At 54.8% G+C, this 26,371-nt stretch carries 24 protein-coding genes and 3 tRNA genes; 14 read left to right on the plus strand and 13 right to left on the minus strand.

Annotated elements, in window-relative coordinates:
- Positions 1 to 166: 166 nt before the first annotated feature.
- Positions 167 to 712, minus strand: a complete 546-nt coding sequence (syd, locus tag OOJ60_RS06790; RefSeq protein WP_205612290.1) for a SecY-interacting protein — start codon at positions 710 to 712, stop codon at positions 167 to 169.
- A gap of 68 nt (positions 713 to 780) precedes the next feature.
- Here syd and queF point away from each other — a divergent pair, with 68 nt between their 5' ends.
- The 5 genes from queF to xni all read left to right on the plus strand — a co-directional run bounded on the left by queF (position 781) and on the right by xni (position 7,215).
- Complete coding sequence (gene queF, locus OOJ60_RS06795; protein WP_042288829.1) at positions 781 to 1,629, plus strand: NADPH-dependent 7-cyano-7-deazaguanine reductase QueF; 849 nt, start codon at positions 781 to 783, stop codon at positions 1,627 to 1,629.
- A gap of 112 nt (positions 1,630 to 1,741) precedes the next feature.
- Complete coding sequence (gene ppnN, locus OOJ60_RS06800; protein ID WP_205612291.1) at positions 1,742 to 3,106, plus strand: nucleotide 5'-monophosphate nucleosidase PpnN; 1,365 nt, start codon at positions 1,742 to 1,744, stop codon at positions 3,104 to 3,106.
- Between the two features lie 525 nt (positions 3,107 to 3,631).
- Complete coding sequence (sdaC, locus tag OOJ60_RS06805) at positions 3,632 to 4,921, plus strand: HAAAP family serine/threonine permease SdaC (RefSeq protein ID WP_042288834.1); 1,290 nt, start codon at positions 3,632 to 3,634, stop codon at positions 4,919 to 4,921.
- 59 nt (positions 4,922 to 4,980) lie between these two features.
- Complete coding sequence (gene sdaB / locus OOJ60_RS06810; protein WP_042288836.1) at positions 4,981 to 6,348, plus strand: L-serine ammonia-lyase II; 1,368 nt, start codon at positions 4,981 to 4,983, stop codon at positions 6,346 to 6,348.
- A 108-nt stretch (positions 6,349 to 6,456) separates the two neighbouring features.
- Positions 6,457 to 7,215, plus strand: coding sequence for a flap endonuclease Xni (gene xni / locus OOJ60_RS06815; RefSeq protein ID WP_042288840.1), 759 nt, complete (start codon positions 6,457 to 6,459; stop codon positions 7,213 to 7,215).
- 9 nt (positions 7,216 to 7,224) lie between these two features.
- On the opposite strand, the gene fucA is transcribed toward xni, so the two are convergent.
- From fucA to OOJ60_RS06840, 5 genes are all read right to left on the minus strand, one after another.
- The gene (fucA, locus tag OOJ60_RS06820) at positions 7,225 to 7,872 is read right to left on the minus strand and encodes an L-fuculose-phosphate aldolase (protein ID WP_060569373.1); all 648 of its coding nucleotides are present in this window, start codon (positions 7,870 to 7,872) and stop codon (positions 7,225 to 7,227) included.
- Positions 7,873 to 7,919: 47 nt separating this feature from the next.
- Positions 7,920 to 8,918, minus strand: a complete 999-nt coding sequence (locus tag OOJ60_RS06825) for a LacI family DNA-binding transcriptional regulator (RefSeq protein WP_042288844.1) — start codon at positions 8,916 to 8,918, stop codon at positions 7,920 to 7,922.
- A 141-nt stretch (positions 8,919 to 9,059) separates the two neighbouring features.
- Complete coding sequence (locus OOJ60_RS06830) at positions 9,060 to 10,010, minus strand: ABC transporter substrate-binding protein (RefSeq protein ID WP_060569372.1); 951 nt, start codon at positions 10,008 to 10,010, stop codon at positions 9,060 to 9,062.
- A gap of 73 nt (positions 10,011 to 10,083) precedes the next feature.
- The gene (locus OOJ60_RS06835; RefSeq protein ID WP_042288851.1) at positions 10,084 to 11,067 is read right to left on the minus strand and encodes an ABC transporter permease; all 984 of its coding nucleotides are present in this window, start codon (positions 11,065 to 11,067) and stop codon (positions 10,084 to 10,086) included.
- A gap of 3 nt (positions 11,068 to 11,070) precedes the next feature.
- Entirely contained in the window at positions 11,071 to 12,570 is a 1,500-nt protein-coding gene (locus OOJ60_RS06840; protein WP_205612292.1) for a sugar ABC transporter ATP-binding protein, read from the minus strand.
- A gap of 474 nt (positions 12,571 to 13,044) precedes the next feature.
- Between OOJ60_RS06840 and fucI the strand changes: the two genes are divergently transcribed.
- Genes fucI through fucR form a run of 4 tightly spaced genes read left to right on the plus strand, consistent with a single transcriptional unit; the run spans position 13,045 to position 17,468 of the window.
- On the plus strand, positions 13,045 to 14,820 hold the full coding sequence (gene fucI / locus OOJ60_RS06845; protein ID WP_042288856.1) for an L-fucose isomerase: 1,776 nt from the start codon (positions 13,045 to 13,047) through the stop codon (positions 14,818 to 14,820).
- Between the two features lie 50 nt (positions 14,821 to 14,870).
- Positions 14,871 to 16,280: an L-fuculokinase gene (fucK, locus tag OOJ60_RS06850; RefSeq protein ID WP_205612293.1), complete on the plus strand. Its 1,410-nt coding sequence runs from the start codon at positions 14,871 to 14,873 to the stop codon at positions 16,278 to 16,280.
- Positions 16,281 to 16,291: 11 nt separating this feature from the next.
- A complete protein-coding gene (fucU, locus tag OOJ60_RS06855) occupies positions 16,292 to 16,714 on the plus strand; it encodes an L-fucose mutarotase (RefSeq protein WP_060569370.1) in 423 nt (140 codons plus the stop codon).
- A 43-nt stretch (positions 16,715 to 16,757) separates the two neighbouring features.
- Positions 16,758 to 17,468 (plus strand): L-fucose operon activator, encoded by a 711-nt coding sequence (gene fucR, locus OOJ60_RS06860; RefSeq protein ID WP_205612294.1) that lies wholly within the window; start codon positions 16,758 to 16,760, stop codon positions 17,466 to 17,468.
- Between the two features lie 29 nt (positions 17,469 to 17,497).
- Here the strand turns inward: fucR and rlmM are convergent, their stop codons facing one another.
- The 4 genes from rlmM to OOJ60_RS06880 form a co-directional block, all read right to left on the minus strand.
- Positions 17,498 to 18,598, minus strand: coding sequence for a 23S rRNA (cytidine(2498)-2'-O)-methyltransferase RlmM (gene rlmM / locus OOJ60_RS06865; protein WP_042288866.1), 1,101 nt, complete (start codon positions 18,596 to 18,598; stop codon positions 17,498 to 17,500).
- Positions 18,591 to 18,986 carry a DUF423 domain-containing protein gene (locus OOJ60_RS06870; protein ID WP_042288868.1) on the minus strand — a complete coding sequence of 132 codons (396 nt, stop codon included), beginning with the start codon at positions 18,984 to 18,986 and terminating at the stop codon, positions 18,591 to 18,593. Before OOJ60_RS06870 ends, rlmM begins: the two co-directional genes overlap by 8 nt.
- Positions 18,987 to 19,004: 18 nt before the next feature.
- The gene (gcvA, locus tag OOJ60_RS06875; RefSeq protein ID WP_042288871.1) at positions 19,005 to 19,922 is read right to left on the minus strand and encodes a glycine cleavage system transcriptional regulator GcvA; all 918 of its coding nucleotides are present in this window, start codon (positions 19,920 to 19,922) and stop codon (positions 19,005 to 19,007) included.
- 350 nt (positions 19,923 to 20,272) lie between these two features.
- Entirely contained in the window at positions 20,273 to 20,500 is a 228-nt protein-coding gene (locus OOJ60_RS06880; protein WP_012906999.1) for a YgdI/YgdR family lipoprotein, read from the minus strand.
- Positions 20,501 to 20,691: 191 nt separating this feature from the next.
- Here OOJ60_RS06880 and csdA point away from each other — a divergent pair, with 191 nt between their 5' ends.
- Both csdA and csdE read left to right on the plus strand, forming a co-directional pair.
- On the plus strand, positions 20,692 to 21,900 hold the full coding sequence (gene csdA / locus OOJ60_RS06885) for a cysteine desulfurase CsdA (protein ID WP_200035440.1): 1,209 nt from the start codon (positions 20,692 to 20,694) through the stop codon (positions 21,898 to 21,900).
- The gene (gene csdE, locus OOJ60_RS06890; protein WP_042288877.1) at positions 21,897 to 22,346 is read left to right on the plus strand and encodes a cysteine desulfurase sulfur acceptor subunit CsdE; all 450 of its coding nucleotides are present in this window, start codon (positions 21,897 to 21,899) and stop codon (positions 22,344 to 22,346) included. The genes csdA and csdE overlap by 4 nt, the downstream gene beginning before the upstream one ends.
- 63 nt (positions 22,347 to 22,409) lie before the next feature.
- Here the strand turns inward: csdE and tcdA are convergent, their stop codons facing one another.
- Together tcdA and mltA are read right to left on the minus strand one after the other, a co-directional pair.
- Positions 22,410 to 23,216 (minus strand): tRNA cyclic N6-threonylcarbamoyladenosine(37) synthase TcdA, encoded by an 807-nt coding sequence (gene tcdA, locus OOJ60_RS06895; RefSeq protein ID WP_060569367.1) that lies wholly within the window; start codon positions 23,214 to 23,216, stop codon positions 22,410 to 22,412.
- Positions 23,217 to 23,293: 77 nt separating this feature from the next.
- Positions 23,294 to 24,391, minus strand: a complete 1,098-nt coding sequence (mltA, locus tag OOJ60_RS06900; protein WP_042288882.1) for a murein transglycosylase A — start codon at positions 24,389 to 24,391, stop codon at positions 23,294 to 23,296.
- A gap of 207 nt (positions 24,392 to 24,598) precedes the next feature.
- Between mltA and OOJ60_RS06905 the strand changes: the two genes are divergently transcribed.
- The 3 genes from OOJ60_RS06905 to OOJ60_RS06915 all read left to right on the plus strand — a co-directional run bounded on the left by OOJ60_RS06905 (position 24,599) and on the right by OOJ60_RS06915 (position 24,914).
- Positions 24,599 to 24,675: transfer RNA gene (locus OOJ60_RS06905), tRNA-Met, on the plus strand.
- Positions 24,676 to 24,718: 43 nt separating this feature from the next.
- Positions 24,719 to 24,795: transfer RNA gene (locus OOJ60_RS06910), tRNA-Met, on the plus strand.
- Between the two features lie 42 nt (positions 24,796 to 24,837).
- Positions 24,838 to 24,914, plus strand: a tRNA-Met gene (locus tag OOJ60_RS06915).
- Positions 24,915 to 25,024: 110 nt separating this feature from the next.
- Here OOJ60_RS06915 and amiC read toward each other — a convergent pair.
- Positions 25,025 to 26,278: an N-acetylmuramoyl-L-alanine amidase AmiC gene (gene amiC, locus OOJ60_RS06920; RefSeq protein ID WP_042288884.1), complete on the minus strand. Its 1,254-nt coding sequence runs from the start codon at positions 26,276 to 26,278 to the stop codon at positions 25,025 to 25,027.
- Positions 26,279 to 26,371 lie beyond the last annotated feature (93 nt).

Consider the following 26,371-nt stretch of genomic DNA (forward strand, 5'->3'; position numbering starts at 1 on the left):
AGGCAATGCCTTAAGGAAAATTTCATATGAAAGTTGACACGAATTAGTTAACCGTCTGATTTATTAGGATATTGATAATTCTTATGCCCTTAAGTCTTCACTTATCACCTGGCGATCTCCTACAGGGCGTGTAAGAGATCTCTCACAACATTACCAGGTAAATGGATTACAGAACAGGCTTAAGCTGAGTAAGGAATTCCGCAAGGGAGGGAGCCAGAACGGTGCGTTGCCGCGTTCCCAGCGTTTCTTTGATGACATCACCTGACAGATTACACACTGAAATCACCTCCAGTTCATTTTCCTGGGTGGCGATGAACAGCGTCGGCGGCAGCTTCAGACGTTTTTGCGTAACCAGATGACCAATCAGGTTTTCCTGAACCCGACGGAAATCGTCAACGCTCCAGGTTTGCAGCAGCGTCAGCGTTTCATTGTGAAACTGTGCGGGCATATCGCCGGCAAACTGCGTGGTGTAAAACGCGTGAAGGGCAGGTTGTATCACAATATCAAAGGCGCGTTCAACCGCGTTTACATTCGACTCGCCCTCAAACGGCTGCGGCTGCCAGTAAACCGCGTCCTGAGTAGAGGAAATGATGCAGGGAGAAGGCACGCCATACAGCTCCTCGCTCATCGGCCAACTTTGCTGTTTTTCATGCCATGCGTCGCAATAACGCGTCGTAAAAGCCTTCAGGGCCAATGCAGTCTGTTCGTTCACCGGTTTCTCTCATCATAAAAGCCAGGATACACTGGAGCCATAGTGTATCTGGTTTACGACGGTGAAACATGTCTTCTTATGAAAACCATCAGGCGCTTGACGGCCTGACTCTTGGTAAATCAACCGATTACCGGGATAATTACGACGCCAGCCTGTTACAGGGCGTTCCCCGCAGCCTCAATCGCGACCCGCTCGGCCTCCACGCTGACCGCCTGCCCTTTCACGGCGGCGACATCTGGACGCTGTACGAACTGTCGTGGCTGAACGCCAAAGGCCTGCCGCAGGTCGCGGTCGGGCAGGTGGAACTGGATTACGCCAGCGTTAACCTGATTGAATCCAAAAGCTTTAAGCTCTATCTCAACAGCTTTAACCAGACCCGTTTTGACAGTTGGGACGCGGTGCGCCAGACGCTGGAAAACGATCTCAGCGCTTGCGCGCAAGGACAAGTCAGCGTCGCGCTGTACCGCCTGGATGAGCTGGAAGGCCAGCCGATCGCCCATTTTCATGGCGCCTGTATTGACGATCAGGACATCAGCATTGACAACTATCAGTTCACCACCGACGCACTGCAGGATGCCGCCAGCGGCGAAAAAGTCGTAGAGGAGACGCTGGTCAGCCATCTGCTGAAATCCAACTGTCTGATCACTCACCAGCCGGACTGGGGCTCCATTCAGATCCAGTATCGCGGCCGGAAAATAGATCGCGAAAAGCTACTGCGTTACCTGGTTTCCTTCCGTCATCATAACGAGTTCCATGAACAGTGCGTGGAACGCATCTTCAATGACCTGTTGCGCTTCTGCCAGCCGGAAACCCTCAGCGTTTACGCGCGTTACACCCGCCGTGGCGGACTGGATATTAACCCATGGCGGAGCAATACCGATTTCGTTCCTGCGCTCGGCAGACTGGTTCGCCAGTAAATTATTTCACCGTTTTGCGTGCCTGATTCCGCACTCAAGGTTGTGAAAGATCATAAGCCAGGGCTATTGTAATCAACAGGGAATGACGTTTTGCGTCCCATAAGGAGTTTACTTGATTACACATATTAGCCCGCTTGGCTCAATGGACATGCTGTCGCAACTGGAAGTCGATATGCTTAAACGCACGGCCACCAGCGACCTGTATCAACTGTTTCGTAACTGTTCGCTTGCCGTCTTAAACTCCGGCAGTCTGACTGACAACAGCAAAGAGCTGCTGTCCCGCTTTGAAACCTTCGACATCAACGTGCTGCGCCGCGAGCGCGGCGTGAAGCTGGAGCTGATCAACCCACCGGAAGACGCTTTCGTTGACGGACGTATTATTCGCGCGCTACAGGCCAACCTGTTTGCCGTGCTGCGCGACATCCTGTTTGTCAACGGACAGATCCATAACGCGGGCCGTTTCCAGCATCTGGATCTCGAAAGTTCGGTACACATTACCAACCTGGTGTTCTCCATTCTGCGTAACGCCAGAGCGCTACACGTGGGCGAAGCGCCAAACATGGTGGTGTGCTGGGGCGGCCACTCGATTAACGAAAATGAGTACCTGTACGCCCGCCGCGTCGGCACGCAACTGGGTCTGCGTGAACTGAACATCTGCACCGGCTGCGGGCCGGGGGCAATGGAAGCGCCAATGAAGGGCGCGGCAGTGGGTCACGCCCAGCAGCGTTACAAAGACAGTCGTTTTATCGGCATGACCGAACCGTCGATCATCGCCGCCGAACCGCCAAATCCGCTGGTCAACGAACTGATCATCATGCCGGACATTGAAAAACGTCTGGAAGCGTTCGTACGTATCGCCCACGGGATTATCATCTTCCCGGGCGGCGTCGGTACTGCGGAAGAACTGCTGTACCTGCTGGGGATCCTGATGAATCCGGCGAACAAAGATCAGGTGCTGCCCCTGATCCTCACCGGCCCGAAAGAGAGCGCCGACTACTTCCGCGTTCTGGACGAGTTTATCGTGCACACGCTGGGTGAAGCGGCGCGCAGTCACTACCGGATTATTATCGACGATGCGGCGGAAGTGGCGCGTCTGATGAAAAAAGCGATGCCGCGGGTGAAAGAGAACCGTCGTGACACTGGCGATGCCTACAGCTTCAACTGGTCGATTCGCATCGCGCCGGATCTGCAAATGCCGTTCGAACCGTCCCATGAAAATATGGCTAACCTGAAGCTGTACCCTGACCAGCCCGTTGAAGTGCTGGCGGCAGACCTGCGTCGCGCGTTCTCCGGGATCGTCGCGGGTAACGTGAAGGAAGTCGGCATTCGCGCCATCGAGCAATATGGTCCTTACAAAATCCATGGCGATAAGGCGATGATGCGGCGCATGGACGATCTACTGCAAGGGTTTGTCGCGCAACACCGTATGAAGCTGCCTGGCTCTGCATACATTCCCTGCTACGAAATCTGCGCCTGAGGCGAAAAGTCCTGAACGAACCGGAAACGGCTGCTGGCCTTTCCGGTTTTTTATTGATACCAATAAGATAGCCTCGCCAATTAATTAGTTTCACTTATAAATCTTACTCATTATTTTTATACGCAAACGATTACCCGCCCTGAGATACCGCGTTTTATCATTCTTAACTTTGCTTAGGCATCAGAAACCACCAATAAATGGCACTTTTACAGCGTAACCTCCGCATCTCTCGGGGAAAACTTCCCGTCGCTGTATCGTTAATGCTAGCCTTCGCGCGCGTAAATTCGCTTTGATGATTTTTTGACAGATTAATGATCCAATTTTATCCACATTAAAGGTGGATTATTGCATTTGGGATCGCGATCACTGATAGATTCATTGGTTATCTGTATCTTTCCGCCCGCAAATTATTACGGCGAAAAATTATATAAAAATCGTCTTTGATGAAATTTCGTTTTACGGTCGGGACTTTTTTCATTGGATTAGACCAGCAACCTGACTTTTAGCATCCTCCAGGAGAAATAGATGGAAACCACTCAAACCAGCACTATTGCTTCGATTGATTCCCGAAGCGCATGGCGCAAGACAGATACCATGTGGATGCTGGGCCTTTACGGCACGGCTATCGGTGCGGGCGTACTGTTCCTGCCAATCAACGCAGGCGTCGGCGGCATGATTCCGCTGATCATCATGGCGATTATCGCTTTCCCGATGACCTTTTTTGCCCACCGCGGCCTGACCCGCTTTGTTCTGTCCGGTAAAAACCCGGGCGAAGACATCACTGAAGTGGTTGAAGAGCACTTCGGTATCGGCGCAGGTAAGCTGATTACCCTGCTCTATTTCTTTGCCATTTACCCTATCCTGCTGGTTTACAGCGTGGCGATCACCAACACGGTGGAAAGCTTTCTGACGCATCAGCTGGCTATCACGCCGCCGCCGCGTGCGATTCTGTCCCTGATCCTGATTGTCGGTATGATGACTATCGTGCGTTTCGGCGAGCAGATGATCGTGAAAGCGATGAGCATCCTGGTGTTCCCGTTTGTGGCAGCGCTGATGCTGCTGGCTCTGTACCTGATCCCGCAGTGGAACGGCGCGGCGCTGGAAACGCTGTCCTTTGATACCGCCGCCTCTACCGGCAACGGCCTGTGGATGACCCTGTGGCTGGCGATCCCGGTGATGGTCTTCTCCTTCAACCACTCGCCGATCATCTCCTCTTTCGCGGTAGCGAAGCGTGAAGAGTACGGCGACGGCGCCGAGAAAAAATGCGCTAAGATTCTGGCGTTCGCCCACATCATGATGGTGCTGACGGTCATGTTCTTCGTCTTCAGCTGCGTACTGAGCCTGTCCCCGGCGGATCTCGCCGCGGCGAAAGAGCAGAATATCTCGATTCTGTCTTACCTGGCGAACCACTTTAACGCGCCGATCATCGCCTGGATGGCGCCGATCATTGCGATGATCGCCATCACGAAGTCTTTCCTCGGCCACTATCTGGGCGCGCGTGAAGGCTTCAACGGCATGGTTATCAAATCTCTGCGTGGTAAAGGTAAATCCATCGAGATCAACAAACTGAACCGCATTACCGCGCTGTTCATGCTGGTGACCACCTGGATTGTCGCGACGCTGAACCCGAGCATTCTCGGTATGATCGAAACCCTGGGCGGCCCGATCATCGCGATGATTCTGTTCCTGATGCCGATGTACGCGATTCAGAAAGTACCGGCAATGCGTAAGTACAGCGGCCATATCAGCAACGTCTTCGTTGTCATCATGGGTCTGATCGCTATCTCCGCAATTTTCTACTCTCTGTTCAGCTAAGTTTTACAGCGCCGCCTGTGGGCGGCGCGTCCTCCCGAGCTTTATTTAATGGAAGTCCTATGATTAGCGTCTTCGATATCTTCAAAATCGGCATTGGCCCTTCCAGTTCTCATACCGTTGGACCAATGAAGGCAGGCAAACAGTTCACGGACGATCTGATTGCCCGCAACATGCTTACCGATGTCACCCGCGTCGTGGTGGATGTTTATGGCTCTCTGTCTTTGACGGGGAAAGGCCACCACACCGATATCGCGATTATTATGGGTCTGGCGGGAAATCTGCCGGACAGCGTCGACATCGATGCCATTCCAAGTTTCATTCAGGATGTGAATACCCACGGGCGTCTGCTGCTGGCAAATGGTCAGCATGAGGTCGAATTCCCGGTGGATAAGTGCATGAATTTCCATGCCGACAACCTGTCCCTGCATGAGAACGGTATGCGCATCACCGCGCTGGCAGGAGAAACCGTCCTCTACAGCCAGACTTATTACTCCATTGGCGGCGGCTTCATCGTCGATGAAGACCATTTCGGTTTACCGAACAGTGCGCCAGTCGAAGTGCCCTATCCATACAAATCTGCCGCCGATCTGCAAAGACATTGCGCAGAAACCGGGCTCTCGCTTTCCGGCCTAATGATGCAAAACGAACTGGCGCTGCACAGCAAAGAAGAGCTGGAACAGCACTTTGCCAACGTCTGGGAAGTGATGCGCAGCGGTATTGAGCGCGGCATTACCACCGAAGGCGTTCTGCCCGGAAAATTGCGTGTGCCGCGCCGTGCGGCGGCGCTGCGCCGGATGCTGGTCAGCCAGGATAAAACCACGACCGATCCAATGGCCGTCGTGGACTGGATCAACATGTTCGCGCTGGCGGTTAACGAAGAAAACGCCGCCGGTGGGCGCGTAGTCACCGCACCGACCAACGGCGCCTGCGGTATCGTTCCGGCGGTGCTGGCGTACTACGATAAGTTCATCCGTGAAGTGAATGCGAACTCGCTGGCCCGCTATATGCTGGTTGCCAGTGCGATTGGCTCGCTGTACAAAATGAACGCCTCCATTTCCGGTGCGGAAGTAGGCTGCCAGGGCGAAGTCGGCGTGGCGTGCTCTATGGCGGCGGCGGGTCTGGCGGAACTGCTGGGCGGCAGCCCGGCGCAGGTGTGCATTGCGGCGGAAATCGGCATGGAACACAACCTCGGTCTGACCTGCGACCCGGTCGCGGGACAAGTACAGGTGCCGTGCATCGAACGTAACGCGATCGCCTCGGTGAAAGCGGTCAACGCGGCGCGTATGGCGCTGCGTCGCACCAGCGAACCGCGCGTCTGCCTCGATAAAGTGATCGAAACCATGTATGAAACCGGAAAAGACATGAACGCCAAATACCGCGAAACCTCCCGCGGCGGTCTGGCGATGAAAATCGTCACCTGCGACTAACGCCTGCCGTCTGCCCGGTGGCATAGCGCTTACCGGGCAAACCACGCCAGGCTCGCCTCATTTCGCCGTGAATGTTACCCTACCCGCAGGTTGTAAAGGGAGAACACCGTGGCTGTCCATCTGCTTATTGTCGACGCGCTCAATTTGATTCGCCGCATTCATGCCGTGCAGGGTTCGCCGTGCGCGCAGACCTGCCAGCATGCGCTGGATCAGCTGATTCTCCACAGCCAACCCACCCACGCCGTGGCGGTATTTGATGATGAAGCGCGAAACAGCGGATGGCGTCACCAACGGCTTCCGGATTACAAAGCGGGTCGCCCGCCAATGCCGGATGACCTGCATGACGAGATGCCCGCTCTGCGTGCCGCCTTTGAACAGCGCGGCGTCGCCTGCTGGGTATCTGACGGTCACGAAGCTGACGACCTGGCGGCAACGCTGGCGGTGAAAGTCACTCAGGCCGGTCATCAGGCCACCATCGTGTCGACGGACAAAGGTTATTGCCAGCTTCTCTCCCCGACGCTGCGCATCCGCGACTACTTTCAGAAGCGCTGGCTGGATGCCCCCTTCATTGAAAAAGAGTTTGGCGTCTCGCCCCAACAGTTACCAGACTATTGGGGACTGGCGGGGATCAGTAGCTCAAAGGTGCCCGGCGTCGCCGGTATCGGTCCGAAAAGCGCCACGCAGCTGTTGGCGCAGTTTCAGACGCTGGAAGGACTTTACGCACACCTGGCGGAAGTGCCGGAAAAGTGGCGTAAAAAACTGGATGAGCATAAAGAGATGGCTTTTCTCTGTCGCGATATCGCCCGACTGCAAACGGATTTACAACTCGACGGCAACCTGCAGCAGCTACGGCTGGTCAAAGCGTAGTGATTGTAATTATTCCTCTATGCGCAAACCGTAAGTTTTAAATTTCTCCAGCACCACGGCAATCTCTGCATCTGATAACACGGGCACCGGGTCAACCACCGCCAGCGTACTCATGTACAGTTGCGCTAACACTTCCACCTCATGCGCCAGCCACAGCGCTTTTTGCAGATTCGCTTCGCAGGCGATCAACCCATGATGCTGCAACAGCGTGGCTTTACGATTTTTCAGCGCGACGGCGACGTGCCCGGAAAGCTCACGGGTGCCAAAGGTCGCATAAGGCGCACAAGGAATGGTATTCCCCCCCGCTGCGGCAATCATGTAATGAATAGCCGGGATCGGGCGGTTAAGGATAGAAACCGCGGTGCAATGAATCGCATGGTTGTGGACCACGGCATTCGCGTCCGGGCGCGTCTGATACGCCGCCAGATGAAAACGCCATTCGCTGGAGGGCAATTTCCCGTCTTCATAATGGCCGTCGTTATCGACAAAGACGATCATATTTTCCGTCATGCGTTCATAAGGAATGCCGCTGGGCGTAATTAACATGCCGTCCTGATAACGCGCGCTGACGTTTCCCGCCGTTCCCTGATTAAGTCCCAGTCGGGTCATTTCTAAACAGGTTTCAATGATTTCACGGGATAATTGCGTTCTTTCCATCTTTGTTCTCCGGGTAATCGGTTCAATGGCTGATTTTTTTGCGCATCTTATTTTTGTCTTACGCGCTTAATTAATTTCATTTCCACTTTTACGGTTTCTTTCACTGGTCGTTCATCGATTGCACTGAGCATCATGTCCACCGCCTTTTCAGCCCAGGCGTTTTCATCCTGCTGCATCGACCAGACGTTATTCGACAGAAACCCAAGCATCGGATGTTCGTCAAAGGTGCCGATATTGATGTCAGGCGGCACGACGCCAACGCGATCGCGGATCGCTCTCACCGCCCCTTCGAGAACCGGCAATGAGGACGCGATAAACGCTTGCGGGCATCCTTGTTCATCCATCAGCGTTTGCATGATCTCGTAACCGCCTTCCGGGGTGTTTACCGGCCCTTCGCGCACCCAGTCACGATGGTGAATGCCTTTTTCTCTGAGTGCGTTCAGATAACCGTTAAGACGGTCGCTGATACTCGGTAAACCGGTATCGCCCACCAGAAACCAGACCGGTAATTTTTCTGCGTCCAGTAATTGCCGGGTTAATTGCTCACCGCCCGACATATTATGGCTTTCCACCAGCGCGTTATCGGTATATTTAAAATCACGATCCAGCAATACCATCGGTTTTCTCACCTGGCGTAAATGGTGCTGCTGATTTTCCAGGGTCGAAGGCACAATAAACAGACCATCGACATTACGGGCGATTAACGCTTTCGTTAACTTATTTTCGTAATCCACATCGTCATAGGTACAGCTGATCATCAACTGGTAGCCGGAACGCCGACAGCGCTGTTCCAGCTTTTCTGCCAGCGTGGCGAAGAAGACGTTAGAAATATTGGGAACAATGAGTCCCAGGGTATACGTTTTATTCAGCTTAAGGCTACGGGCGGAATGGTTAATGACATATCCATAGCGCTCCACATATTCGTTTATTCGCGTTTGTGTCTTGAGGCTGATGCGATACTGTTCAGCTTTTCCATTTAGCACCAGTCTCACGGTCGTTACCGATAAATTCAGATCGCTGGCTATCTGTTCTACTGTCTTAGCCATGTCATTGCCCCAGTCACCGTCCAAGCGTCAATTCACAATCATAAAAGCATTTTACACTTTTGTCTTACCGCATCAGTCGCTTAAGCGTGAGCCGGCGGGCGTTACGCATAAACGGGGGCGCAGGCCTCGCCCCCCACGGCCTTACTTTTTGCCAAACGGATGCAACAGCTTGTCAATTTCCGGCGTATTGATATTTTGCGCACTGACAAATTTCACCGGAATGTCGATCTCTTTCGGCACCGTTTGGCCAGAAAGCGCCGCATTCAGCGTTTTGATCCCCTGATAGCCAATCTGAAACGCATCCTGCACCACAAATCCCTGAATCACGCCAGCATTCAGGAAATTGATAATCGCCTCAGTGCTGTCGAAGCCAATGACTTTCACTTTGCCTTTCAGGTTCTGGCTGTCGATGGCGTTGGCGACACCGAGCGTTGATCCCTCATTCGTGCCGTAGATCCCCGCCAGATCCGGGTTCGCCTGGATCATATCGATGGTTTTATCCATCGCTTTTTGCGGATCGCCGTCGCTGTACTGTACCGGCAGCACCTGAATATCCGGGTACATCTCCTTCATGCGCGCAATGAATCCTTCCGAACGTTCAATCGCCGACGACGTCCCCGCTACGTGGGCGATAATGCCAACCTTGCCTTTCTTATTCACCTGCGCCGCCAGCGCGTCGGCGGCTTCCGCCCCGGCTTTGCGGTTATTGGTCGCCACGAAGCTCACCGGAATATCAGAATTAACGCCAGAGTCAAAGGTCACCACCTTGATACCGCGTGAATTGGCGGTTTCTACCAGCGGCGCCAGCGCGTTAGCGTCCAGCGCCGCCAGCAGCAGGCCGTTGGGCTTCTTCGCCATTGCGTTTTCCACCAGTTGAATTTGCTCGGCGATCTGAGTTTCATCGGCAGGGCCGACATAGCTGGTTTTATCGCCCAGCTCCTTCGCCGCCGCTTCGGTCCCCATTTTCACGGTTTGCCAGAATTCATGCTGGAAACCTTTACTGATCACCGGAAGATTTAAATCTTTCGCCAGCGCGCCGGAAGAGATGCACGCCAGCAGGGATAACGCATAAACAAGATGCCTGGTTTTCATTATGTGACTCCGTTGTGAGTGTCTCACCCTTTACGTCAGGGTCTGTATGCCCCGTGACTGCCGGGAGCGTAAATCAACGAATTTTTTTGCGTAAGGTATCAAGGTACACAGCGGCCACCACCACAATGCCCATCGCCACCATTTGCCAGAACTGGGAAACGCCCATCAGGTTCAGGCCATTTTTCAGTACGCTCATGATGAACGCGCCAATGATAGTGCCGCCGATGGTGCCAATGCCGCCCATCAGGCTGGTGCCGCCGATAACGACTGCCGCAATCGCCTCCAGTTCATAGCCGACGCCAACCGTAGGCTGCCCGGAGTTCAGGCGTGAGGCCAGAATGACGCCCGCGATGCCGGTCAGTAGCCCGCAAAAGGCGTAAACGAATATTTTGACCCGCTGGACCTTAATACCGGAGAGATGCGCCGCCACCTCATTGCTGCCGACGGCATAGACATAGCGGCCAATCACCGTTTTCTTGAGAATGTACCCGGCCACCAGCGCCACGATAACGAGATAAAACACCGGATACGGCAGCACGTCGAACAAACGCCCCTGGGCCAGCAGCTTAAAGGTGGGGTAATCGGCAAAATAGATTGCGCGGCCATCCGTCATCACCATGTTGATCCCGCGAACGGACATCATCAGCCCGAGGGTGGCAATAAACGGCGGGATGGTCATTTTGGTGACCAGCAGGCCGTTGACGTAACCGCAAAGCCCTCCGGCAATGACGCCCGCCAGAATACAGACGGGCAGCGGCAGCCCGAGGGTGGCGCAAATTCCCACCGCGACGCCGGAAAACGCCACCACTGAGCCTAATGAAAGGTCGATTCCTGCGGTGATAATCACAAAGGTCACGCCAATCGCCATAATGCCAATCACCGAGGTTTGTAACGCGATGGTCATGATATTTTCGGTATTAAAGAAAAAGGGCGAACTGAAGCTAAAGAAAATGATCAGAATGATCAGACTCAACAGCGGCGCGAGGCGCATCAGTAGCGCTTTGTTAACTTTTAATTTCTTATTATTCGTAGCAGATGAGGTGACAGAGATGGTCATGATTTAATCCTCTAACGTCGCGAACTGCATGATTTTTTCCTGTGTGGCGTTATCGGCAGTTAATTCACCGGTAATACGACCGCTGCGCATCACTAAGATGCGATCGCACATGCCTAACACTTCCGGTAATTCAGAGGAAATCATGATTATCGATTTACCTTTCGCCACCAGGCGATTCATTAATTCATAGATTTCCAGTTTTGCCCCGACATCAATTCCCCGGGTTGGCTCATCAAAAATGAGAATTTCAGTATCCTTACACACCCAGCGGGCAATAATAATTTTCTGCTGGTTCCCACCGCTTAAATTAATGGCTGCCTGTTCGAGATGCGGCGTTTTTATTCTAAGCGCGTTTACCTGCTCCTCGCTGATTTGCTGGCAACGTCGGGTATCAACATTGCCAAAGCGGTCAGAAAACTCAGGGTAATTGCCCAGCATAATGTTACGCTCGACGGAAAGATTGAGCGCCAGCCCTTCCTTCTTGCGGTCTTCCGTTAAATAACAAATACCTTGCGCGATGGCATCGGCAATATCGTTAATCACGATCGCTTTGCCGTGGAGCTTTATCGTCCCGGCATCGACCGGATCGGCGCCAAAAATCGCCCGCGCCAGTTCAGTTCGTCCAGCCCCCATCAACCCGGCGAAACCAAGAATTTCACCGCGGTGAAGGGTAAAGTGAATATCGTTCAGCACGCCTTTTCGCGTTAACCCGCAGACCTCCAGCACCGGCTCCCGGCGCGCCTTTCGCGCGCGAGGGGGAAAGATATTGCCCAACTCGCGGCCCACCATCATCGCTATCAGATCGCTGATTTTTACCGTTTCATACTCCACGGTATCGATGTACTGACCGTCGCGCATCACGGTGGCGCGATCGGCGATCAGCGCCAGTTCCTCCAGACGGTGCGAGATGTAAATAATGCCGGTCCCCTGCGCCTTGAGCAGTCGGGTAACGCGGAACAGGCTCTCAATCTCCGTTTCGGTGAGCGCCGCGGTGGGTTCGTCCATAATCAAAATTTTGGCGTTAACCGAGATCGCTTTGGCGATTTCCACCATTTGCTGCTGCGCGACCGTCAGGTCTGAGACCAGCGTATCGGGGGCAATATTCAGATTGAGCTTTTGCAAAATATCCGTCGCCGCCTGGCGCTGCTGTTTTTCATCCAGCCGCCAACGGTTATTTTTACAATACTCGCGGCCAATAAAGATATTCTCTTCAACGGTTAATTCAGGAAATAAATTAAATTCCTGATGAATAATGGTGATGCCAGCATTTTGCGCGCTAAGCGGATCGCTAAACGCGATCGGTCTTCCCTCAAAGATAATCTCGCCTTCGTCCGGTTGATAAACGCCCGCTAAAATTTTCATTAGCGTTGATTTACCCGCGCCATTTTCACCTAATAGCGCATGGACTTCGCCTTTACGGAGCGTGAAATTCACATTACTCAACGCTAATACGCCGGGAAAGCGTTTCGTAATATGATTCATCTGTAAAAATGTTTCGGACATTGCTGCTTTCCTCAATAATCAGAAACCGCAGGCTGTAAATCAGGCGAAGTACGTTCTCAGGGCCGCCCCTTACCGCGAATGTGAATTCTTCCTGAAAACAGTGATACGTCACGTTGGCTCAATGCTGAATATTGCTAACTCGAGTTAGCGATTTGCCTTTTAAAGCTATTTTAGCCACCCCAAATAGCCAAATTATTTGGCGTGAATTTGTGACGCCGGGCAGACTCTTTATTTTAACCAATTGAAATAGATTGATTTTTATAGAAATCGTCACGCGCTTTTATTTGACATAGATCGAATTTTAACCACTTCTCGTGAAGTTTCTCACAATCCCGTCAGAAAAAAGTTGTGTAAAAAACCTGCCAATACCTAAGCTAACTCGAGTTAGCAAAAACACATTTTTTCAGCCGACTGCCGCGGTGGCGCCTCTCTTCCGCCTGCGCAGCGCGTCTAAACGAAGATGAGGAACCACGCATGAAGAAAATGTCCCTGCCAAAAATCGGTATTCGTCCGGTGATCGACGGACGCCGTATGGGCGTTCGCGAATCACTGGAAACCCAAACCATGAATATGGCGAAAGCTACCGCCGCTCTGCTGACGGAAAAGCTGCGCTATGCCTGCGGCGCGCCCGTCGAATGCGTCATTGCCGACAGCTGCATTGCCGGGATGGCGGAAGCCGCCGCCTGCGAAGAAAAGTTCAGCGGCCTGAACGTCGGTCTGACAATCACCGTCACCCCGTGCTGGTGCTACGGCAGCGAAACCATCGATATGGACCCAATGCGTCCAAAGGCTATCTGGGGATTTAACGGCACTGAACGCCCGGGAGCGGTGTATCTGGCTGCGGCGTTGGCGGCCCATAGCCAGAAAGGGATCCCGGCGTTTTCCATTTACGGTCAGGATGTGCAGGATGCAGGCGACAGCGCCATTCCTGCCGACGTGGAAGAGAAGCTGTTGCGCTTTGCGCGGGCAGGACTGGCGGTGGCCAGCATGAAGGGCAAAAGCTACCTCTCGCTGGGCGGTGTCTCGATGGGTATCGCCGGATCGATAGTCGATCATAATTTCTTTGAGTCCTGGCTCGGCATGAAGGTGCAGTCCGTCGATATGACCGAACTGCGCCGCCGTATCGATCATAACATTTACGACGAAGCCGAACTGGAAATGGCGCTGGCCTGGGCCGATGCCCATTTCCGCTTTGGCGAAGATAAAAACGCGAAACAGTACCAGCGCAACGCTGAACAGAGCCGACACATCCTGCGCGAAAGCCTGCTGATGGCAATGTGCATCCGCGACATGATGCAGGGCAACAGCAAGCTGGCGGAGAGGGGACGCGTGGAAGAGTCCCTCGGCTACAACGCCATCGCGGCAGGTTTTCAGGGTCAGCGCCACTGGACCGATCAATACCCGAACGGCGATACCGCCGAAGCGCTGCTAAACAGCTCCTTTGACTGGAACGGAGTGCGCGAACCGCTGGTGGTCGCCACTGAAAACGACAGCCTGAACGGCGTCGCGATGTTGTTCGGCCATCAACTGACCGGCACGGCGCAGGTCTTCGCTGACGTGCGTACCTACTGGTCGCCGGACGCGGTTAAACGCGTCACCGGCCATACCCTCAGCGGTACGGCGGAACACGGCATCATCCACTTGATCAACTCCGGTTCCGCCGCGCTCGACGGCACCTGTAAACAGCGGGACAGTGACGGCAACCCGACGCTGAAACCGCACTGGGAGGTGACGCAAGAGGAAGCCGACGCCTGTCTGGCAGCCACCGAATGGTGTCCGGCGATCCACGAGTATTTTCGCGGTGGCGGCTATTCGTCACGCTTCCTGAGCGAAGGCGGCGTCCCGTTCACCATGACCCGTGTGAATATCATCAAGGGACTGGGGCCGGTATTGCAAATCGCCGAAGGCTGGAGCGTGGCGCTACCGAAAGCGGTTCATGACACACTCGACAAGCGTACTGACTCCAGTTGGCCGACCACCTGGTTCGCTCCGCGGCTGACCGGCAAAGGACCGTTCACTGACGTTTATTCGGTCATGGCAAACTGGGGCGCAAACCACGGGGTGCTCACCGTGGGACATGTTGGCGCTGACTTCATTACCCTCGCTGCAATGCTACGTATTCCGGTCTGTATGCATAACGTGGACGAAGCGAAAATTTATCGCCCTTCCGCCTGGGCCGCGCACGGCATGGACATCGAAGGTCAGGATTACCGCGCCTGCCAGAACTACGGGCCGCTGTATAAGCGTTAAGATTCGACGTGGGCCGGATAGCGTAATGCCATCCGGCAACGGGAGTCCTTATGAAAAATGACGTTATTCTGGTTCTCGACTGTGGCGCAACTAACGTGCGGGCGATAGCCGTCGATCGGCAGGGCAAGATTGTCGCCCGCGCCTCGGTGCTTAACGCCAGCGAGGCGGCCACTGAAAACAGCGCGTGGCATCAGTGGTCGCTTGACGCCATACTGCAACGCTTCGCCGGGTGTTGCCGGATGCTGAGCGGCGAACTGTCCGCCTGCCGGGTTCGCGGCATTACGGTGACCACCTTTGGCGTTGACGGCGCGCTGGTGGATGCGCGCGGCGAACTGCTGTATCCGGTAATTAGCTGGAAATGCCCGCGCACGGCGGCGGTCATGGACGCCATCGGCCGTTTTATGCCGCCACGCCAGCTTCAGGCGATTTCCGGCGTGGGCGCATTCAGCTTTAATACCCTGTATAAGCTGGTGTGGCTGAAAGAGAATCACCCTGCGCTTCTGGCGCAGGCGCATGCCTGGCTGTTTATCTCCTCACTGATTAATCAGCGTCTGACCGGCGAATTCACCACCGATATCACAATGGCCGGCACCAGCCAGTTGCTGGATCTTCACCAGCGCGATTTCAGCGGCGATATTTTGCAGGCCGCCGGTTTGACGCGCGCGCTGTTTCCCCGGCTGGTAGAAGCGGGTGAACGAATCGGCTTGCTGCAGCCTACCGCTGCGACGCTGCTGGGACTGGCGCCGGGCGTTCCGGTGATCTCCGCCGGACACGACACTCAGTTTGCCTTGTTTGGCGCGGGCGCGGCGCAGGACGAGCCGGTGCTCTCCTCCGGCACCTGGGAAATCCTGATGGTACGCAGTCGCCAGGTCGATACCGCGACGTTAAGCCGCTATGCCGGATCAACCTGTGAACTGGACAGCCAGAGCGGATTGTATAACCCCGGCATGCAGTGGCTGGCCTCCGGCGTACTTGAATGGACGCGCAAACTGTTATGGACGCCCGACACGCCCTGGCAAACGTTAATTGATGAGGCACAGCGTGTACCGCCTGGCGCTGAAGGGGTCAGAATGCAGTGTGAACTGCTTACCTCCCCGCTGGCGGGCTGGCAAGGGGTAACGCTCGCCACCACCCGCGCGCATTTATACCGCGCGGCGCTGGAAGGCTTAACGGAACAGCTTCGCCAAAACCTGCATATGCTGGAAAGCATCGGTCACTTCCGGGCAACGGAGCTTCTGCTGGTGGGGGGAGGAAGCCGCAACCCGTTGTGGAATCAAATCAAAGCCAACGTGCTGAACATCCCCATTAAGGTGCTTGACGACGCGGAGACCACCGTCGCCGGGGCGGCGATGTTTGGCTGGTATGGCGTTGGCGAATTTGCCAGTCCGCAGCAGGCGCGCGAGCAGGTGCGCTACCAGTACCGTTATTTTCATCCTCAGTCACCCTATCCGTCACACTAAAGGAGTGGTTCATGCTTAAAACACTTTCTCCATTAATCTCGCCTGAACTGCTCAAGGTGCTGGCGGAAATGGGACATGGCGACGAGATCGTTTTCTCGGACGCGCACTTTCCGGCACACAGCATGGGGCCGCAGACAATCCGCGCCGATGGACTGCAGGTTAGCGAATTATTGCGGGCGATCATTCCGCTGTTCGAGCTGGACAGCTATGCGCCGCCGGTGGTGATGATGGCGGCGGTTGAGGGCGATACCCTCGACCCGGATGTTGAAACCCGTTATCGCGATGCCCTTTCGTTGCAAATGCCTTGCCCTGACATTGTGCGCATCGATCGCTTCGCTTTTTACGAACGCGCGCAAAAGGCTTTTGCGATCGTCATCACCGGCGAGCGCGCCAAATACGGGAATATTCTTTTAAAAAAAGGCGTAACGCCGTAATCTCACCCGCGGCAGAGTTTTCCGGACGGTGAGAGGGTCAGCGATGAAAGCGGTACGTCAGCAAGCGATAGTGCATCTGCTTAGTCAGCATCAAAGCCTGACCACTGACGCGCTGGCCGCGCTGCTTAATGTCAGTAAAGAGACCATCCGCCGCGATCTCAGCGCGTTACAAAGTCAGGGCAACGTGTTGCGTAGCCACGGACGGGCAAAAAGCATTCGGCGGGAAAACGGAGATAACGGCGATCCGTTTTCTCTCCGTCTGAAAAGCCATTACGCCCACAAAGCAGACATTGCCAGAAAGGCGCTCGGCTGGATAGAAAACGGTATGGTCATTGCGCTGGATGCCAGTTCAACCTGCTGGTATCTGGCGCGGCAGCTACCGGATATCGACATTCAGGTGTTCACCAACAGTCAGCCAATCTGCCAGGCGCTAGGCAAGCGCGAGCACATTCAACTGATTTGTTCTGGCGGTACGCTTGAGCGTAAACACCGTTGTTATGTGAATCCCTCACTCATTTCTCAACTGAAAACGCTGGAAATTGATCTGTTTATCTTTTCCTGTGAAGGAATCGACCGCCACGGCGCGCTGTGGGATTCCAGCGCTTTTAACGCTGAATATAAATCCGTACTGCTGAGTCGCGCCGCGCAGTCGCTGCTGCTGATCGATAAAAGCAAATTCAACCGTTCGGGAGAGGCCCGGCTGGGTCATCTGGATGAGGTGACGTCTATTGTTTCAGACGTGTCGGCGAGATAGCGCCAAACGAGGCCTCCTCCGGCGTAGTTTTAGCGTTCGTCGCGACGCCCGCCTACCGCCGCCCACAGGCGACGCACGTGCACCGTGACTTCTTCGCGATCGTGATAGAGCTGACGCGCCTGGATCTGCGCGTTCACGCCATGTTCATCCAGTTGCGCCTGAATATACGCCAGGTTCTGGGAGACTTCTTCATAGCGTTTTTTCATCGGCAGCTTGAGGTTAAAAATGGTTTCACGACACCAGCCATTCACCAGCCACTGCGCCATCAGCGCCGCCACTTTCGCCGGTTTCTCCACCATATCGCATACCATCCATGAGATGTTGTTACGGTTCGGGCGATACTTAAAGCCATCTTCCCGCAACCAGGTCACCTGTCCGGTATCCATCAGGCTTTGCGCCATCGGACCGTTATCGACCGAGTAAACCCACATGTTCCGCTTCACCAGCTGGTAAGTCCAGCCGCCGGGGCAGGCGCCTAAATCCACCGCATACATCCCGTTCGCCAGACGCTCATCCCACTCATCTTCCGGAATGAACACGTGCAGCGCTTCTTCCAGCTTGAGCGTCGAGCGGCTTGGGGCGTCGGCGGGAAACTTAAGGCGCGGAATGCCCATGTAGTACGGGGAGTTATTTGAGGCATACGAATAACCGGTATAACAGCATCCCGGCGCGATAAAGAAGACGTGGACCACCGGACGCTTCGGCGTTTCATAGTGCGTCAGAATGCCTGCGTCACGCAGCGCGGCGCGCAACGGCACCGTAAACTTGCGGCAGAACTTCATCAGTTCTTTGCTTTCATTGGTGTCCGCCACTTCAACCCGCAGATCGCCGCCCTTCTCGACCACGCCCTGCAGCATACCGACGATCGGCGTGATCCTGTCTTCCGGCGGCAAATGCTGCAGCAGCTCGCCCACCACAAACCACTGGCGGGTGAAGATCAGTGAACTGAACGGCAGCTCGCTGATAATTTTTTCCGCATCATCGGCCTGATAACATTCATAAATGACATATCCCGCGTTTTCTTTAACGCGCGCAAAGCCAAACAATTCGCGACGTCCCGCTTTATCGGTAATTTCCGCAGCGCACTCTTTTTCAAAGCCCGGGCGACACAACAACACCACTTTATTCATGAACAACGCCCTTACGCTTCAAACGAACGGCGCCGATTAACATCAACACCCACCCTGCCAGGAAACTCACCCCGCCAACCGGAGTCACAAACGCCCACAGGCGCAAATGCGACAGCGCCAGGCAATATAAGCTGCCGCTAAACAACACAGTGCCTAACGCCAGAAAAACGCTACTCCAGTAGAACCAGATGCTGATGCGACGCTGCATCGCGACCGCCAGACCGAAGATCGCCAGCGTATGAAACGCCTGGTATTGCAGACCGGTCTGGATCCAGCCCATCTCAACCACACCAAGGGTTTTGCTTAGCACGTGCGCTCCGAAAGCGCCCAGAGCAACATAGATAAAGCCACTGACAGCGGCAAAAATCAGCATAAAACGGCTGGTCATGGTAATACCCTAAGTAAGTTATTGTTCGTAGCGAAAGCGGAATTTCTCTTGTTCAGCCGCCGCTTTCGCCAGGATCCACTGACGGAAGGCGGCTATTTTACCCAGTTCTGCCTGACTGTCATGACAAACCAGATAAAATGCGTTTTTACTCACCAACACATCGTTAAACGGACAGACCAGACGTCCGGCCTCAATTTCCGATTGCGCCATCACGTTATTCGCCAGCGCAACGCCCTGACCGTGAATCGCCGCCTGCAGCACCATCGCGCTGTGGCTGAAGATCGGCCCCTGCTGGACGTTAATATGATTCAGGCCCAGCTGGCGCGTATAGGTTTGCCAGTCGCGGCGCGAGGCGTCATGCAATAGCGTGTGCTTCGCCAGATCCTCTGGCGACTTCAATGGCTTATCCCCCGTCAGCAGCAGCGGCGAACAGACGGGCAACAGATATTCTGCGTACAATTTTTCGACGCGCAAGCCCGGCCAGTTGCCGCGACCATAAAAAATCGCCACGTCGACATCGTCCGACAGCTTGTCTTCCTGACGGTCCACCGCCTGGATCCTGACGTCGATTCCCGGATAAGCTGAGTTAAAGCTAGAGAGTCGGGGAACCAGCCACTGGATCGCAAAACTGGGCAATAAACTGACCGTCAGCGCCCCTTTTGCGCTTCGCGCCTGAAGTTTACGCGTCGCTTCGGTTAATTGCGAAAAAATCTCTTTGATGTCGAGGAAGTAGCTTTGGCCTTCCTCGGTGAGAAGAAGAGAACGGTTGCGTCGCCGAAACAGTTTAAGTCCCAAAAAATCCTCAAGTGACTTGATTTGGTGGCTTACTGCGGCCTGCGTCACAAAAAGCTCTTCTGCTGCGCGAGTGAAGCTGAGATGCCGTGCGGCGGCATCAAAAACACGTAATGCGTTCAGAGGTGGAAGACGTTTAGACATGGCTATTAGACTTTGATGTTAAAACAATTTAACAATTAGATTACAAGCTGTAACCTATTAGTTTTTTTTATCTGAGCCATTATAATTTGTCCGTTGAGGAACTACCAGCAAATACCTATAGTGGCGGCACTTCCTGAGCCGGAACGAAAAGTTTTATCGGAATGCGTGTTCTGGTGGGCTTTTGGCTTACGGTTGTGATGTTGTGTTGTTGTGTTTGCAATTGGTCTGCGATTCAGACCACGGTAGCGAAGCTACCCTTTTTCACTTCCTGTACATTTACCCTGTCTGTCCATAGTGATTAATGTAGCACCGCCAAATTGCGGTGCTTTTTTTTACCTGTCCGCTACGGATTAGTCTTCCAGCGCGACCATCTCTTTCACGTCAGTACGGTTGATCTGCTGTTTGTTGCCGTTAGCGTCTTTGTAGGAAATCATCCCGGTATCGTTATCGGTCTGCGGTTTACCGTCAGACACGATGCTGCGACCATCGTTGGTGTGCATTACATAGTTCGGACCGGAACAGGCGCTCAGGGCAAAAGTCAGCATACATGCAGAAATAATTGCGGCAGTCTTTTTCATCTTCTTCTCCTTAAAGCTGTTTATGCTATTAAAAACGTACTCCGTAACAGGCAGAAACATTTGCCTAACACTATTCAGCATAAGACACTGGTCTGATTTCGCCAGGTTATCCAGAAGATTCCTGGTGACAGGCAAGCCTTGTCACGGCGGCAAAATTGCGCCACGATCGGCTGACTGAACCGAGGAATACCATGAACGCTTTCAATCCCGCGCAGTTTCGCGCGCAGTTTCCCGCACTGGCCGACGCTGGGGTTTATCTCGACAGCGCCGCCACGGCGCTGAAGCCACAGGCCGTTATTGACGCGACGCAGCAATTCTACAGCCTGAGCGCCGGAAACGTGCATCGCAGCCAGTTTGCCGAAGCTCAACGCCTTACCGCGCGCTACGAAGCCGCCCGGGAGCAGGTCGCACGGCTGCTGAACGCGCCGAATGACAAAACCATCGTCTGGACTCGCGGCACCACCGAGGCCATTAACATGGTGGCGCAAAGCTACGCTCGCCCCCGCCTTCAGCCTGGCGATGAAATCATCGTCAGCGCCGCCGAACATCACGCCAATCTCGTTCCCTGGCTGATGGTGGCGGAGCAAACCGGCGCGAAAGTGGTTAAATTGCCGCTCGATGCGCAATTTTTACCGGACGTTGAGCGCCTGGCGGAGAGAATAACGCCGCGTAGCCGCATCCTCGCGCTGGGACAAATGTCGAACGTTACCGGCGGCTGTCCGGACTTAGCCCGCGCCATTACCCTTGCCCATCGTGCAGGCATGGTGGTCATGGTGGATGGCGCGCAGGGCGTGGTCCATTTTCCCGCCGATGTACAACGGCTCGACATCGACTTCTACGCGTTTTCCGCGCATAAGCTGTACGGTCCGACGGGAATTGGCGTGCTCTACGGCAAACCAGAACTGCTGGCGGCCATGTCGCCGTGGCTTGGCGGCGGTAAGATGATCGACACCGTCAGCTTTGACGGCTTCACTACTCAGGCCGCGCCGTGGAAGCTGGAAGCTGGAACGCCTAACGTCGCAGGCGTCATCGGGATGAGCGCGGCGCTGGAATGGTTAGCCGATACCGATACTGCCCAGGCGGAAAACTGGAGCCGAGGGCTGGCGACGCTGGCGGAAGACGCGCTGGCGAAGCGTCCCGGTTTTCGCTCCTTCCGCTGTCAGGACGCCAGCCTGCTGGCCTTTGATTTTGCAGGCATTCACCACAGCGATATGATCACGCTGTTGGCGGAATACGGTATCGCCCTGCGCGCCGGACAGCACTGCGCCCAGCCGCTGCTGGCGGAAATGGGCGTAACGGGCATCCTGCGCGCCTCATTTGCGCCGTATAATACAAAGAGTGATGTGGATGCGCTGGTCAACGCCGTTGATCGGGCGCTTGAGCTATTGGTGGATGAATGACAAGCCCAATGTTTGCCGGACACCCGTTCGGCACAACCGTGAATGAAGAGACGCTGCGCAAGACCTTCCTGCCGCTCAACCAGTGGGAAGATAAATACCGCCAGTTGATATTACTGGGAAAGCAACTGCCGACGCTGCCCGACGATCTCAAAGCCCAGGCGAAGGAGATCGCGGGCTGCGAAAATCGCGTCTGGCTGGGTTACACCCGTGGAGAAAATGGCGCGCTGCACTTTTACGGCGATAGCGAGGGGCGGATTGTACGTGGACTGCTGGCGGTGTTGCTGACAGCTGTCGAAGGGAAAACCGCGGCGCAGCTGCTGGCGCAGTCACCGCTGGCGTTCTTCGATGAACTGGGGTTGCGCGCGCAACTGAGCGCGTCGCGCAGTCAGGGGCTGAACGCGCTGAACGAGGCGATCATGGTCGCGGCCCAGGAAGCCGGATCTTAACGAACCGAAGGCAAAATAAGCGCAGCTTCATCTCCCTCATTGCCGGCATCATTTCGGGTCCCACTAAGCCTGACGCGCCGCCTTCGCCATCATTTTCTTCAACGCATGAGAGACCGCGACAAAGCCAAACGTGGCGGTCACCATCGTCGCCGCGCCGAATCCCGATGCGCAGTCCATCCGTTTGGGTCCTTCCGCGGTCGCTTTCATCGCGCAGACGCTGCCGTCTGACTGAGGATAAACCAGCGCCTCAGTGGAGAATACGCAGTCAACGCCCAGCTTACCTTTGCTATTTTTCACCACCCCAAAGTCGCTTTTCAGCCGCTCGCGCAGTTTTGCCGCCAGCGGGTCCTGAATCGTTTTCGCCAGATCCGTCACCTGGATCTGAGTGGGATCGATCTGTCCGCCCGCGCCGCCGGTGGTGACCAGCGGAATTTTGTTGCGACGACAGTACGCGATCAGCGCCGCTTTCGGCCGCACGCTGTCAATGGCGTCAATGACATAGCTGAAGCCTGCGCGCAGATATTCCGCGACATTATCCGGCGTGACAAAGTCATCGACCACGGTGACCCGGCATTCCGGATTGATCTGGCGAATACGTTCTGCCATGACGTCTGCTTTCGCCAGACCAACGTTATCGCGCAGGGCATGAATCTGGCGGTTAGTGTTGGTGACGCAGACGTCATCCATATCAATAAGGGTAATGGCGCCGATGCCCGTACGCGCCAGCGCCTCTGCCGCCCACGAACCAACGCCGCCAATCCCGACCACGCAAATATGCGCATCGGCAAACAGTTGCAGCGCTTTTTCACCGTACAAACGCGCCGTGCCGCCGAAGCGCTGACGCCAGGCATCACTTATTACTACTGACATACCACCTCAGAATTAAAAAGGGCGAGGTTATCCCTCACCCTGTCTGATCCATAGAAACAGCGCTCAGAATACCATATTCAGCCGCTAAACACGTTACCAGCGCCAGGCGCGCTTTTCAGCACCCAGACGCGACCATAGTGGTTATACCAACCTGCGCGATGTCCGGCGTCCGGACCAATTCCCTGATAAATATCGAAGTGCTGGCCTTTTATCGCGCCGCCGACATCCAGCGCCACCATCAGACGTAGCTCATACTGGCCGTTGAATTTGCCGTTGTTGTCGAGCAGCGGGACTTCAGCGAGCAATGTTGTCCCCGGCGGGATAATGCTGCGGTCAGAGGCAACGGAAGCCCGGCCAATCAGCGGCACCGCGCTTGCGCCTTTCACTGGCGCGAAAGACTGCGGCTTAAAGAAAACAAACGACGGGTTTTGTTCCAGCAGTTCGCGGACTTCCGCTTCGCTGTGCGTTTCCCCCCAGTGACGGATCGCCTGCATCGACATGTCTTCCCGCTTCACTTCGCCGCGATCGATCAGGACCTTACCGATACTGCGATAAGCATGCCCGTTTTTCCCTGCATAGCTGAAGAAATTAAGCGGGGAGCCGTCGCCAAAATCGATATAGCCACTGCCCTGCACATCCATAATGAAGTTATCCATCAAAGAATTGCTGTAGGCAAGAATGTAATTGTCGCTCAGCGCGCCAGCGTAAATCTCTGCGCGAGACGGCAAGCGTCCGCGTTTTGGCGGCATACGGTAAATGGGATACTGGAATTCGCCCTGACGCGTGTGGCGCGCCTGAACAACTGGTGTGTAATAACCGGTAAACTGGACGTTGCCGTAGTTATCGGCTCCTTCCATCTGCCAGGCGTCGATTCCAAACTGGCGCATGGTACGGGTATCGCCGCCGGAACGTAGCCAGTCCTGAACGGCGTTATAGACGCTGCTCTGACTGCCGTACAAGCGCGGAGAGGCACTGCGGATCTGGCTCACCTGCTCGGCAAAATCACCGGCGTTGATGGGGGCGCCAACGGCGTCAGGCTGGTTCACCAGTGAGAAAGGCTGGGTAAACTTCCCGTCTTTATACTGCTGTCCGCGATCGGTCGGTTTAGAGGAACAGGCAGCAAGCATAGCAACCACCGCCCCCAAAAGAAGATAACTTACCCAACGTCCTTTCATTGTTCTCATCTTTTCGCTGTCATTCATACGCAAAGAAGATAACAAACCCCGCCAGCTAATGAAACGAGCAGGGTTACCCTGACGCAAATTCCGCGCAAAATTTAAACTGAAATGCCTTGTTTTTGTTCAATTTCGCCCTTAAACCGTGATCCAAGTGAAAAAAGGGTTGCATGAAAATGTTAGCAGAGTATAGTGCGCATCCACGGACGCGGGGTGGAGCAGCCTGGTAGCTCGTCGGGCTCATAACCCGAAGGTCGTCGGTTCAAATCCGGCCCCCGCAACCAATTAAAATTTGATAGCAGTGCTTTCTGCATAGCAGAAGACGGACGCGGGGTGGAGCAGCCTGGTAGCTCGTCGGGCTCATAACCCGAAGGTCGTCGGTTCAAATCCGGCCCCCGCAACCAATCAAATTTGACAGAAGTGCTTTCTGCACAGCAGAAGACGGACGCGGGGTGGAGCAGCCTGGTAGCTCGTCGGGCTCATAACCCGAAGGTCGTCGGTTCAAATCCGGCCCCCGCAACCAATACTAAACACCTTAACGGGTGTTTTTTTGTTTCTGCGATCCGTGAAAGGTTTTTCTGGTGACCAAACGCGGCCGGGCGGCGACACCTGCGCCTTCTCCGGCCTCTCTGTTTATCCTCTTCTCGCCAATGTTGCCCCGTCGGCAAAATAGGCTTTGATCCCGGCAAGAATCGACTCGGCCACTTCCTGCTGGAACTTTGCGGTTTTAAGCTTGCGTTCTTCTTCAATATTACTGATAAACGCCGTTTCGACGAGAATCGACGGAATATCCGGCGCTTTCAGCACCGCAAACCCGGCCTGTTCGACCTGATTTTTATGCAGATTGTTAATCTTGCCGAGCTTGTTCAACACCGCTTTACCAAATTTCAGGCTGTCGGCGATGGTCAGCGACTGCACCATATCGAACATCGTATGGTCGACGTAGCGGTCACCGCTTTTGCTCACGCCGCCAATTAAGTCCGAGGCGTTCTGCGTTTGCGCCAGATATTTCGCTGCCGTACTGGTCGCCCCTTTGGTGGAAAGCGCGAATACCGATGACCCGCTGGGCTGGCGGCTGGTAAAGGCGTCCGCGTGAATCGACACAAACAGGTCTGCGCGCTGTTTCTGGGCCTTCGCCACACGCACCTTCAGCGGAATGAAGATATCTTCGTTCCGCGTCATGTAGACCTTCATATTGCCTTCTCTTTCGATCAGCGCGCGTAAGCGCCGGGCGATTTGCAACACCACGTCTTTTTCACGCGTTTTGTATTTACCGACCGCCCCGGAGTCTTCTCCGCCGTGTCCCGGATCAAGCATGATCACAATCGGGCGATCGCGCCCGGCTTTCCCCGGCTGCGGCCCGCTCTGCGCAGGCGGTACCTGTTTATCCAGATCGCCCTTGTTGTAATCTTCCAGTAGCGCCAACAACGGATCCTGCATATCCTGCGCATTGACAGGATAAAGATCCATGACCAGACGCTCTTTAAACCCGGCAACCGGCGCCAGCGCGAACAGCTGCGGCTTCACGTTTTGCTTTAGTTCGAACACCATTCGGACGGTCTGCGGGTCGAATTGTCCTACCCGCGCCGACTTAATATAAGGATCATCAGGACGAATTTGCGCCCCCATGCCTTTCAGCACCGAGTTCAGATTTACCCCTTCAATATCCACCACCACGCGCTCAGGATTGCTCAGGGCAAACTGTTTGTACTTCAACTGTCGGTTCGACTCCACCGTCACACGGGTGTAACTCGACGCTGGCCAAATACGAACCGCAACGACCTGACTGGTGGCAGCCAGGCCGACCTGACTGACGCTCAATAGCCACATGGCGCCCGCCCCTTGTAGTAATCGACGGCGGCTGATGGGTGGATGTGATCCCGACATGCTTCTCCCGAGCAAAGTAAATCTTAACGGTGTTGAGTGAGTAAACGTCCAAATTGACCGGAAACTTTAGCGAATGACGCATAATCTGTCATC

This window comes from Citrobacter sp. R4, from assembly GCF_026719175.1.
Lineage (GTDB): Bacteria > Pseudomonadota > Gammaproteobacteria > Enterobacterales > Enterobacteriaceae > Citrobacter_A > Citrobacter_A sedlakii.